The organism is Stenotrophomonas sp. A3_2, from assembly GCF_036624925.1.
In the GTDB taxonomy this organism is placed as follows: domain Bacteria; phylum Pseudomonadota; class Gammaproteobacteria; order Xanthomonadales; family Xanthomonadaceae; genus Stenotrophomonas; species Stenotrophomonas hibiscicola.
On the sequence record NZ_JAZKVY010000204.1, the window covers coordinates 36,295 to 45,897 of the forward strand.

General features: G+C 67.3%; 9 protein-coding genes. 2 read left to right on the plus strand and 7 right to left on the minus strand.

The window, feature by feature from the left end:
- Positions 1 to 54: 54 nt before the first annotated feature.
- Together R5H29_RS06910 and R5H29_RS06915 are read right to left on the minus strand one after the other, a co-directional pair.
- Positions 55 to 1,227: an MFS transporter gene (locus R5H29_RS06910; protein WP_111102070.1), complete on the minus strand. Its 1,173-nt coding sequence runs from the start codon at positions 1,225 to 1,227 to the stop codon at positions 55 to 57.
- Complete coding sequence (locus R5H29_RS06915; RefSeq protein ID WP_332328956.1) at positions 1,224 to 2,438, minus strand: MFS transporter; 1,215 nt, start codon at positions 2,436 to 2,438, stop codon at positions 1,224 to 1,226. Before R5H29_RS06915 ends, R5H29_RS06910 begins: the two co-directional genes overlap by 4 nt.
- Positions 2,439 to 2,571: 133 nt before the next feature.
- On the opposite strand from R5H29_RS06915, the gene R5H29_RS06920 reads away from it, so the two are divergent.
- Positions 2,572 to 3,159 carry a TetR/AcrR family transcriptional regulator gene (locus tag R5H29_RS06920; protein WP_155028895.1) on the plus strand — a complete coding sequence of 196 codons (588 nt, stop codon included), beginning with the start codon at positions 2,572 to 2,574 and terminating at the stop codon, positions 3,157 to 3,159.
- A gap of 111 nt (positions 3,160 to 3,270) precedes the next feature.
- Here R5H29_RS06920 and R5H29_RS06925 read toward each other — a convergent pair whose 3' ends face one another.
- Complete coding sequence (locus R5H29_RS06925; RefSeq protein ID WP_332328957.1) at positions 3,271 to 4,200, minus strand: oxygenase MpaB family protein; 930 nt, start codon at positions 4,198 to 4,200, stop codon at positions 3,271 to 3,273.
- 309 nt (positions 4,201 to 4,509) lie between these two features.
- Here R5H29_RS06925 and R5H29_RS06930 point away from each other — a divergent pair, with 309 nt between their 5' ends.
- A complete protein-coding gene (locus tag R5H29_RS06930; protein ID WP_021204368.1) occupies positions 4,510 to 5,124 on the plus strand; it encodes a hypothetical protein in 615 nt (204 codons plus the stop codon).
- A 39-nt stretch (positions 5,125 to 5,163) separates the two neighbouring features.
- Here the strand turns inward: R5H29_RS06930 and R5H29_RS06935 are convergent, their stop codons facing one another.
- The 4 genes from R5H29_RS06935 to R5H29_RS06950 form a co-directional block, all read right to left on the minus strand.
- Entirely contained in the window at positions 5,164 to 5,508 is a 345-nt protein-coding gene (locus R5H29_RS06935; RefSeq protein WP_031270794.1) for a hypothetical protein, read from the minus strand.
- Positions 5,509 to 5,543: 35 nt separating this feature from the next.
- Positions 5,544 to 6,314, minus strand: coding sequence for a LytTR family DNA-binding domain-containing protein (locus R5H29_RS06940; RefSeq protein ID WP_021204366.1), 771 nt, complete (start codon positions 6,312 to 6,314; stop codon positions 5,544 to 5,546).
- Positions 6,304 to 7,563, minus strand: coding sequence for a sensor histidine kinase (locus R5H29_RS06945; RefSeq protein WP_021204365.1), 1,260 nt, complete (start codon positions 7,561 to 7,563; stop codon positions 6,304 to 6,306). The genes R5H29_RS06940 and R5H29_RS06945 overlap by 11 nt, the downstream gene beginning before the upstream one ends.
- Before the next feature lie 188 nt (positions 7,564 to 7,751).
- Positions 7,752 to 9,401, minus strand: coding sequence for a M28 family metallopeptidase (locus R5H29_RS06950; RefSeq protein WP_332328958.1), 1,650 nt, complete (start codon positions 9,399 to 9,401; stop codon positions 7,752 to 7,754).
- Positions 9,402 to 9,603 lie beyond the last annotated feature (202 nt).

Below are 9,603 nucleotides of genomic sequence, written 5' to 3' on the forward strand. Positions count from 1 at the left end.
GTTGGCACATGCCCCGCTCCGGTGGGTGCCAACCTTGGTTGGCATGGCGCGGATCTACCTGCCGGTGGTGGCAACCATCAGCAAAGCACTCCCCGCCAACACCGCCGCAGCCCACAGCGTGGCGTGCAGCCCGATGCCATCCAGCAGCAGTCCACCGCCCCACGCCCCGAGCGCGATGCCGATGTTGAATACACCCACATACAGCGCGGTGGCGATCTCCACGGCCTGCGGCACCGCTTTCATCATCCAGCTCATCAGGCCCACCGATACACCGCCATAGGCCAGGCCCCACAGCAGCAGCACCGCGATGCCAGCGGACGGTGTGTTTCCCACCCACAGGAACAACAGCGGCGTCAGCATCAGGCCCGATGCGATCGCCAGCACCGTGCCACGTGGATGGCGTGCTGCCAGCGGCCCGGCGATGAAGTTGCCGGCGATGCCAGCCAGGCCGTAGGCAAACAGCAGTGCACCGATCCACGACGCATCCATGCTGGAGAGGCACGTCAGCAGCGGCCGCACATAGGTGAAGGCGATGAAGTGCCCGGACACCAGCAGCACGGTCAGCCACAGGCCACGCCGCAGGTCGCGCTGGCCAAGCTGCTGCACGAACTGCCGCAGCCGCACCGATGTACTGACAGGCAACGCAGGAACGACCCGCAGATGCAGCAGCATCACCGCCGCACTGAACAACGCCAGCGCCACGAACGCGCTGCGCCAGCCCAATGCATCCCCGATCAGCGCGCCCAGCGGCACGCCCAGCACCGATGCCGCGGCCACGCCACCAAAGATGATCGAGGTGGCCAGGCCCATGCGCTGCGCAGGCACCAGGCGCGCTGCCAGCCCACCGGCGATGGCCCAGATGCCGCCCATGCAGAACCCCACCAGCACGCGCGCGGCCAACAGCCAGCCGATGCCCGGTGCCAGCGCCGATGCAAGGTTGGCGACCAGCAGCAGCCCCAGCAGCGCGCACAGGATGCGGCGACGATCGATGCCACCGGCTGCGATCACCACCAGCGGTGCGAACAGGGCCGCCAGCAGGGCCGGCAGCGAGATCATCAGACCGGCGGTACCAGTGGACGCACCGAGATCTTCGGCGATAGGGGTCAGCAGGCCCACCGGCAGCATTTCGGTGGTGACCACCGAGAAGGTGGCGAGGCCGACGGCGGAAACTGCCCACCACGGATGGCGGGGCACAGGCGCGGCGTGCGCAGGCGATGAACCGCTCACGGGATGATTCCTTCAGGGGATGTGGATGCAGCAGACGGGCGCAGTGCACGTTGCGCGAGCAGGGCGAACAGCAGCACGCCACCGCCTGCCAACAGCGCAACGACAAAGCCGCTGCGCACGCCCCCCGCATCGACGCTCTGGCCGGACAGCGCCGCGCCCAGTGCCACGCCGATGTTCAAACCGGCCAGCAACCAGGTCATGCCCTCGGTCAGGCGCGATTCGGGCACGTGCTGTTCGACCAGCGACATCGCCACGATCATCGTCGGCGCGAAGAACACCCCGGCCAGCAGCACGGCAAAGGCCAGTGCAGGCAGGTTGCCCACCCACAGCAACGGCAACGTGGTCAGTGCGGTGGCCGCTGCGCCGGCCAGCAACAGGCGCGGCAACGGCGCCTGCAGCTTCAGTGCACCGAACAGCAGGCCCGCTGTGCAGCTGCCCAGCGCATAGGCCGACAGCACTGCACTGGCGGCAAGCGGCTGGCCCCGCTCTTCGGCGAACGCCACGCTGGTGATGTCGACGGTGCCCACAATCACGCCCATCGCCAGCATCAGCAACGCCAGCAAGCGGATCTCCGGCTGCCGCAGCAACGAACGCGAGGGTGCGGCACCTTCGCGATGCTGCAGCGGCGGCTCGGTGCCACGCTGCATTACCAGTGCGGCCACTCCAATCACCAGCAGCAACGCTGCCGCCAGCACGCCCGCCTGCGGCCACACCGCAACCGACAATCCCACCGACAACGGTGGCCCGGCGATGAAGGTCACCTCGTCGAACACAGTCTCCAGCGAATACGCGGTCTGCAGCTGCGCGCGTCCGCGATGGATCGCGGTCCAGCGCGCGCGCACCATCGCCGACACGCTGGGCATGCAACCGGCCAGCATCGCCGCAATGAACAGCGTCCAGTCCGGCGCAGCCAACAGCGTGCACGCGACCAGCAACAGCAGCCCCGCCGCACTGGCCGCAGTAGCCCATGGCAGCACCCTGCCCTGCCCGCGCCGGTCAACCCAGCGCGACACCTGCGGTGACAGCAGCGCGTAGGTCAGCACGAAGGTGGCCGACACCGCACCAGCCAGTGCATAGCTGCCGCGCAGCTGCGACAGCAGGGTGATGATGCCGATGCCGGTCATCGGCAGCGGCAGGCGGGCCAGCAGGCCGGCCAGGGCGAGGGCGGCGGTGCCAGGGGCAGCGAACAGGTCGCGGTAGGGGGTGGCCATCAGGATCTCCAGGGCAGCGGCTTGCCTGGCGCACCCGGCGCCACGACAATACATACAGAGCGTATGAATAAGAGGCTACATTCATACGCTTCGTATGTAAACAATCATGCATTGTGTATCTAAGGAGTTCCGCATGGTCCGTCGCACCCGCGCCGAGATGGAAGAAACCCGCGCCACCCTGCTGGCCACCGCCCGTCGCGTCTTCAGCGCGCATGGCTATGCCGCCACCTCGATGGATGACCTGACTGCCCAGGCCGGGCTCACCCGCGGTGCGCTGTATCACCACTTCGGCGACAAGAAGGGCCTGCTGGCGGCGGTGGTCGCCCAGCTGGATGCCGAGACCGACCAGCGCCTGCAGGCGATCAGTGACAGCGCCGACGATGCCTGGGAGGGCTTCGTGCAGCGATGCCGCGCCTATCTGGAGATGGCGCTGGAGCCGGAGATCCAGCGCATCGTGCTGCGCGATGCACGTGCGGTGCTCGGTGGCGCCTCACCGGAATCGCAGCGCCACTGCGTGCACTCGATGCAGCGGTTGATCGAACAGCTGATCACGCAGAGCGTGGTAGCACCGGTGGACGCGCAGGCGCTGGCGTCGCTGATCTACGGCAGCCTGGCCGAGGCCGCGTTCTGGATCGCCGAAGGAGAGGATGGTGATGCGCGACTGCGTCAGGCGACGGCGGCGCTGGACGTGTTGTTGCGTGGGTTGAAGTCGGCGGGGTAAGGCCCATCCACGCATGGCGTGGATCTAATGCGGAATCCGCTCGGGTAGATGCCAACCTTGGTTGGCGCTCCCGCGGCACCGCGTGAAAGGCATGCCAACCAAGGTTGGCACCTACCAGGCAACCGCAGGCCACTCGCGCAGGATCTCCACCGGCACGCCCATGCGCGCGCAGGCGCGGCTGGCCAGGCCATCGGGCAGCGCGCGGCGGAACAGCGGCGCCATGCCCTGCATCAACTTCGCTGAAGCTGCCGCCTGCGCACGCTGGCGTCCACTGCGCTCGAGCATGCCCTCGGCCCAGTCCGGCAGCAGCGCCACGCCTGCACCCAGGAACACCTCGCGCGACAGCCCCGGCACCGGTACCGGCAGGCGCACGCCGGACAGCACCTCCAGCACTTCACGCGAGCGCTCGTCCACACGCAGCTCCGGTTGCCGCGCGCAGAAGTACGCCGCCACCTCGGCTTCGCTGCACGGCACATCCACTGCACCCAGCGCCTCGGCCACACGGCGGTACTCATCGTAGTAGCGGTCGGCGATGTTCCCCGGCACCTCGCGCCCATAGCGGCGGAAACCCTGCAGGAACCCGAAGGCTTCGGTCACGTGCACCCAGGTCAGCAACTGCGGATCGTCGGCGGCGTAGGGCTCGCCCTGCGCGGTCTGGCCGCGGATCCGTGCATGAATACGGCGCACCTTGGCCACCAGCGCCTCCACTTCGCCAGTGGGCGCGTAGCTGGTGCCGGCAACGAAGGCGGTGGTGCGGCGCAGGCGTCCCACCAGGTCCTGGCGGAAATTGGAGTGGTCGTAGACCCCGGCCAGCGCGCGTGGGTGCAGTGTCTGCAGCATCAGCGCGCACAGGCCACCGGCGAGCATCGAGGGAAATTCGGCGTGCAGCCGCCAGGTGACGCTGTCCGGGCCGAACCAGCCCGGGTCGCCCTGCGGATGGTCGTAGTCGATGCCACTCTGGCCGCGCGGGAAGGCGTCCAGTACCCAGCGCCGGATCGGCGCGGTGACGGGGCGGTAGAGTCGCTGCAGCAAAGCCGGCATCACGGGCCCAGGAAAGTCGGAAGAACGGTCGCATCTTGCGCGGTCGGCCCCGATTCTCGGCGATCACGGCGCAGGCGGCGAGCCTCCACGCTCAGCGACCGTTTCATGTGCGGCCGCAGCACGTTTCACCCTGCGACATCCTGTCGCAGGCTGTGACCGCGATGATGCAATGCATCAATTTTCACTCCCGCCGGGCAAACCCTTGCGCCGCTTGGCATTGCCCCCGTTGCACCGCCCGCTGGAAGTGCTAGAACTGGACCCGCCACACCGTCCAATGCTGATCGACGCACGTTCCACAAGGAGCCAGCCATGATTGCCTTGTTCAAGGGTTTGGGAATTCTGCTTCGCGACAACGAGCTCTACAGCAGCCCGTTCGACAAACAGGTGGCGCACTGGCGCAACCTCAGCGAGCAGCAGATCCGCGATGAAGTGGCGGTGCTGGCCCAGGCCAAGTGCCAGTGGCTGATCGCATCGATCATCGGCTGGCAGGCAGCCTCTCTGCTGATCCTGGGCCTGATCGCCAACTACCTGTGGCGCGATGACTTCCATATCACCTTCACCCGCGTGGTGATCGTGTTCGGCTCATGGGTCTCGATCCTGTTCGTGATCTGGTTCATGGCCAACATGTTCGATCAGCAGGCCGGCTTCGAGCGCTGGATGAAGGCCTTCAACAGCCGCGCCCGCATCAGTTCCAAGGCCGACAGCGTGGAGCACGTGGCCGAGGCACTGGACCTGGCCGAGCACTACCCGGAAGTGCTGGACTACAAGCAGGCGGTCACCACCAAGCGCGAACTGCGCCACGAGGACATCCGCATCATGACCGAGATCGGGCGGATGAAGCAGCACTCGGAGCTGGTCGGACGCCTGAACCACGTCGGCGAAACCGAACACCATCACGAGCTGACGCTGCAGCCTGCCTACTGACCCTTCAGCGAAGCGGGGGGATCCACACTGCCACCGTGATCACTCGCGGTGGCAGTGTTCTATCGGGTCCTGGCTGACGCACTGGCGGAAGCCGTCGGGCAGGCCACGCATGGCCTCGGTCTTGCCTGCCGCAACCGCAAACCGGCGCAGCGGCGGCGTGGTGCACGCGGCATCGGTGCTGCATGCTGGGTCCAGCACCAGGTAATGGCAGTGGCCACTGCTGCTGGCAATGCACTGAAAGCGCGCCTCGCCGTCGACCACCGTACTCTTGCTGTACAGCGTGTCCACGCCGTTGGCATGGGTGCGGGTGATCGAGGTGTTGCGGGATTTTTCGCAGCCGGCCAGTGCCAGCACGGCAACGCACGCAATCAGCAGACGGGACATGTTCATTCCTCGGTGCAGGGGGGATGCGGCTGCGGCTACATGCCGCGGAACAGGCTCATGAACGGTTGGCTGACCACCAGCGTTTCCGTTCGGCCACGCAGGCGCAGCACGCCCCGCCCGGTATCGTCGCGGCTGACCGCCGCCACGGCCTTCATGTTGACGATGGTCGAGCGGTGGATCTGGCGGAAATGCTGCGGGTCGAGCACTTCCAGCAGTTCGCGCAACGGCGTGCGCAGCAGGCTCTCGCCGGCGGCAGTGACCACGGTGGTGTACTTGTTGTCGGCGCGGAAGTAGGCCACCTCCTCCAGCATGATCAGCTGCGTCTCGCGGCCGTTGCTGGCGGTGATCCAGGCCAGCGGCGGTCGCTCTGCAGTGCCCTGCGATGGGCCCAACCGCTGCAGCAGGCGCTCCAGCACGGCATCGTCCTGCCGCGTCGATGGCAGCCGCGACAGGATGCGTTCGCGGGTGGCAAGCAGGCGCTCGTCGCTTACCGGCTTGAGCAGGTAATCCATCGCGCCCTGCTCGAATGCATCGATGGCGTACTGGTCGTAGGCAGTAACGAACACCACCTGGGTGCGCGGACTCAGCTCGGACAGCGAGCGCGCGACCTCGATGCCGCTGATACCGGGCATGCGGATATCGAGGAAAGCGATGTCCGGCTGCTTCTCGGCCAGCTGCTCCAGCGCGCTGGCGCCGTCCTCGCACTCGGCCACCAGCTTCAGGTCCGGCCACAGCCGGCGAAGTTGCTCCACCAGCGACTGCCGCAGCAGTTCTTCGTCTTCAGCGATCAGTGCCTCAAGCGGCATGGCTGCGCTCCTTGTGCGACTGCGGCAGGGTCATGGTCGCGGCCACGCCGCTGGGGAAATTGGCCACGATCGCCACACCGGCCTGCTCACCGCAGGTCAGGCGCAGGCGCTCGCGCAGGTTCTTCAGGCCGATGCCGGTACCGCTGGTGCCCTGCCCGAAGCCGAGCCCGTCGTCGGCGACGGTCACGGTCACGTGGTCATCGAAACCACGCGCGAGGATCCAGATCGTGCCACCGCCGGGCTTGGGTTCCAGGCCGTGCTTGATCGCGTTTTCCACCAGTGTCTGCAACGCCATCGCCGGCAGGTGCACGCCATGCAGTTCGTTGGGTACCTGCACTTCCACCGCCAGCCGCGCGCCCATGCGGATACGCAGAATCTCCAGGTAGGCGCGGGTGCGCTCCAGCTCCACGCCCAGCGTGGACACCGATTCGTCCACCTGCGGCAACGAGCTGCGCAGGTACTGGATCAGGTGGCCGAGCATCTGTTCGGCACGCGCCGGGTCGGTGCGGGTCAGCACCTGCGCGTTGGCCAGCGTGTTGTACAGGAAGTGCGGTTCCACCTGCGCGTGCAGCAGATTCAAGCGCGCCACCGACAGTTCCTTTTCCACCTGGGTCTGTTCGGCGGCGGCCTGCTCATCGCGACGCTGGTCGGCCACGCGGCGGCTGATCGCACGGGTGACCGCTTCGGCGTTCTCGAAGTTGCTGCCCTCGTCCAGCGCCAGCAGGTCGGCCCACCAGCCCGCATCCGGTTCAAACAGTAGGGTGACGGTGCTGGTGCCCTGCCCCGGCGTGACCGTGGCCAGCACGCTGTTGCGCTTGATCGCCAGCCGCGCCGGCAGGTTCCAGCGCGAGGGCTGACGCCCATTCCAGAGATCCACGCGGCGAACATAGGCGCGCACCTGCAGGCTGCCGGCCGAGCTTTCCACATCCTCCACGCGGGGAAGTTCGGCGATCGCCGCTTCCACTACCGAGAACGCGTGGCCGGCGTCCATCGGCAGTTCGATCTGGCGGCGCTGGCGCCCGGACAAGGTGGTGGCATCCAGGCGACCGGCCACCAGCCAGACTCGGCGGATATGGGTGATGGCACTGCCCAGCGCGGAAATGATCAGGAACATCGCCAGCAGGCCGAAAATCCAGCCCGGGCCATCGTTCATGCCACTGAAGATGCCGCTCCAGACCATGCCTGCGACGAACAGCGCCGCAGCCCAGGCCAGCAGATGACGTAACAGGAGAGAAAGGCTGGCGAACACGGCGGCGCCTTGGAGGAAGGGGGTGAGCCGAGCATAGGGCGGCCCGCCGGGCAAGCAAGCGGGCTGCGACGAAGGGCGGGAAAGCGGGGATGGAAGCGGCTCTGGCAGTGCCGGCCGCTGGCCGGCACCCCGTCATCGCCGCAAGCCTCGCAGCAATGCCGGCCAGCGGCCGGCACCACCGGTGCTTCTTATTGGCGCTGGTCGGCGCTGGCGTCGCGTACGGCGCGGAACGACTCGTCCTTGCTCCAGTTCGGCCAGGCACGGGAGTTGGCCAGCTGGTTGCCCAGCGTGTACAGCACTTCCAGGTCGCGGGCGGCACCGGCGAACACCCAGTCCGGCTGCCATTCGTCGCCCTGCTGGTGGTAGCGCTTGGCGGTGTAGTCTTCCGAGGCCTTCTTGCCCGCAGCCACGCCACCGTCCACCCAGTCCTGGCCGGCCGACCACGACAGTGCCGGCACGCCACGCTTGGCGAACGGGAAGTGATCGGAGCGGAAGAACAGGCCCGCTTCCGGCTTCGGGTCCGGCGTGTAGCGGATATCCCAGCCCTTGGCCACGTCCTTCAGCTGGTCCAGCAGCTCGAAGCGCGCGGCGCCGTAGATGCCGAAATCGCGCGACGGACCGAACGGCGCCATGCCATCCATATTGATCACCGCCACGGTCTTTTCCAGCGGGTACAGCGGATGGGTGGCGTAGTACTCCGAACCCAGCAGGCCCTTTTCCTCGGCGGTGACTGCCAGGAACAGCACTGACCTCTCCGGGCGCTTGGCCTTGGCGAAACCACGGGCCAGCTCGATCAGCGAGGCAGTACCGCTGGCGTTGTCCAGCGCACCGTTGAAGATGCGGTCGCCACGCGCGTCCGGCTCACCCACGCCGATGTGGTCCCAGTGCGCGCTGTAGACGATGGTCTCGTCCGGGTGGCGGCTGCCTTCCAGGCGTGCGGCCACGTTGTGCGAGGTGATCACTTCGGTCTTCACCGCGTACTTCGCGTCCAGACTGGCGCCGGTCAGCGGCACCGGGGTGAAGTCGCGCTGCTGCGCCTTCTTCTTCAGCGCTTCGAAGTCCTGCCCGGCCGAGCGGAACAGCTCCACGGCAAGGTCGCGCTGGATCCAGCCTTCCAGCAGCGGGTGGCTTTCCGCCGGGTTGTCGCGCACCACATCGAACATAGTGTTGGTGTTGGAGCCGGCCACGGTGGCCCAGCCGTACGACGCCGGTGCGGTCTCGTGCACGATCAGCACGCCCAGCGCGCCCTGGCGGGCACCTTCTTCGTACTTGTAGGTCCAACGGCCGTAGTAGGTCATGCCCTTGCCGTCGAAGTCGCCCTGGCCGATCTCGAAGTCCGGATCGTTGATCAGCACGACGGCGATCTTGCCCTTCAGGTCCACGCCCTTGAAGTCGTCCCAGTTGCGCTCCGGGGCCTTCACGCCGTAGCCGAGGAACACCAGCGGCGCCTTGCTGATATCGACGTTGCTGGCGCCGTTCATGGCGGCGCGCACGGCGATCTGCTTGCCCTGCTCCAGCGCAACGGTCTTGCCGCCCTGGTGCAGCGCCAGCTGCGGTGCGCCGACGATGTCGCCCTTGCGCAGCGGAACGGCCTGGGTCCACAGGCGCTTGCCATCCTTGAGGTCACCGCCCGGCTGCAGGCCGGCATCGGCGAACTGCTTGCTGAGGAAGGCGATGGTCTTTTCTTCGCCGGCGGTGGCCGGGGAGCGGCCTTCGTAGGCGTCGGAGGCCAGTTCCTTGACGTCGGCCGAGATCCGCGCGCCGTCGAATTTCGGGGTGGCCGCCATCAGTGCGCTCGACACTGACAGGGCCAGCACGCCCAGTGCTACTCGCTTCATTGCTCTCTCCAGCAGGGAAATCTCTCTGGAGTGTAATGGGATTCGGCAGGGCTGCGCCCTGCACCCGCCGAAGCCAGGGCAACAGCAACAGCAACAGCCAAAGCCAAAGCAACAGCGGCATTCCGTGGGATGGCGGGGTGGGGGGGGGGGGGGGGGGGGGCGGGGCGAGAAGCGCGTTCGGGGGGGGGGGCCCGCGCAGGGG